Annotated in this window: 2 protein-coding genes; one reads left to right on the top strand and one right to left on the bottom strand. The window is 52.6% G+C overall.

The genetic code is table 11. From position 1 onward, the window contains the following. The coding region (locus tag V6D20_07305) for a hypothetical protein (GenBank protein ID HEY9815590.1) at positions 1-249 on the top strand (249 nt) is incomplete at its 5' end. Between the two features lie 205 nt (positions 250-454). Here V6D20_07305 and V6D20_07300 read toward each other — a convergent pair. Continuing rightward, the gene (locus tag V6D20_07300; GenBank protein HEY9815589.1) at positions 455-1,078 is read right to left on the bottom strand and encodes an FkbM family methyltransferase; all 624 of its coding nucleotides are present in this window, start codon (positions 1,076-1,078) and stop codon (positions 455-457) included. Positions 1,079-1,363 lie beyond the last annotated feature (285 nt).

Here is a 1,363-nt window from a genome sequence, read left to right as displayed (position 1 = left end):
GTCCCTGAGCGTCTGCTGACACTTTTTGACCTCCCCCTACAGTTTCTACGGGGCTGTGAGGTGACTCTCTTTGCGTGTGCGGGCATACCCATTGCCTCATCCCTGCGACGCTCTACGGGCCTCCTGCGCCTCTCTCTGTGTCTTGGCTTTGTGGCATGGTTTGCATATCGCCTCAAGGTTCCCATCCTCATTGCTGCCGCCCTTGGCTTTGTTGATGATGTGGTCCACCTGATCTGCCCTGACCGTTAGCCCTAACCTCTTACACTGCTGGCATAGGTATCTATCCCTGACCATGATCCGCTTTCGTCGCTTGTCCCATTCGTTCCCGTACCCGCGCTCATGCCTACTCTTATCCTTGCTGGTACTCCATGCCTCGGGCTGGTGCTTATCGCATCGGCTGCCCTTGGTTGCGTACTCCTTGCACATGGGCTTGGTGCATGGGCGGGGTGCTCGCTTAGGCATGCGTGAATATCAGGTTACGGTCATCAGCCTTGCGTACCTGATAGCCTAAGCCCTGCATGTAGTCCCTCAATGCGTTCTCTGACTGGTCATCCAGTGCCTCAGCTATCACCAGTGGATGATATGCCTCAAGCGTACCACGAGCGCCCTTCAGTGCGTTAAGCTCATAGCCCTCAACGTCTATCTTAATGGCCTTCACTGGGTGGCTGAATACCATGCTATCAATGGTGTTCATGGGTATGATGCCGCCATCCTTGACCTTGCCTGCACTGGTGATCCTTGGTCTGCCCTTAACATCATCCATGCTGACCGTGCCTTGCTTATCACCTATGGCGCACTGGTATACAGCATAATTAGAGCCAGGGTTTAGCTCCATGTTGGATGCCATACGCTCATAGCAGGCAGGGTTAGGCTCAAAGGCATGTACCATCGTCGCGCCTGCATTGATAGCCAATATAGTGAATAGGCCAGTGTATGCGCCTATGTCAATCGCTATTCCGCCGTCTTTCAAGGCATCTATCCATGTATCGACTGACTCAGGCTCAAAATAGCCCTCACGGCGATAGGACAGGCATACCATATCATCTTGTTCGATTAGGTTGGCACCGTATATGTCCATTTTCCCCCTTTGCTATGTGTTCAGATATTGGCCAATTATACCCTGTTTCCGTGCTTGACAATAGCCTAGCTATCGCTCTGGTGGTTGTTGGGTGGCGAGTAGAGCGCGCAGTTGGTCGGCGCGTATGACGACTACCGCATCACTTACCAGTGACTCAGTGTGGTCATCCCCATCACCTTGCCAATACCAAACAGGGCGGTCTTCATCGTCACTTTGGTATAAGTGAGCGGTACGAAGATCATCACGAAGACGCTGTATGGTTTCGGCCTGTATGTCTTCAAATCT

It is taken from the genome of Candidatus Obscuribacterales bacterium (genome assembly GCA_036703605.1).
Lineage (GTDB): Bacteria > Cyanobacteriota > Cyanobacteriia > RECH01 > RECH01 > RECH01.
The sequence above is the reverse complement of the archived record's forward strand: the minus strand, read 5'-3'. Positions and strand labels throughout refer to the sequence as shown.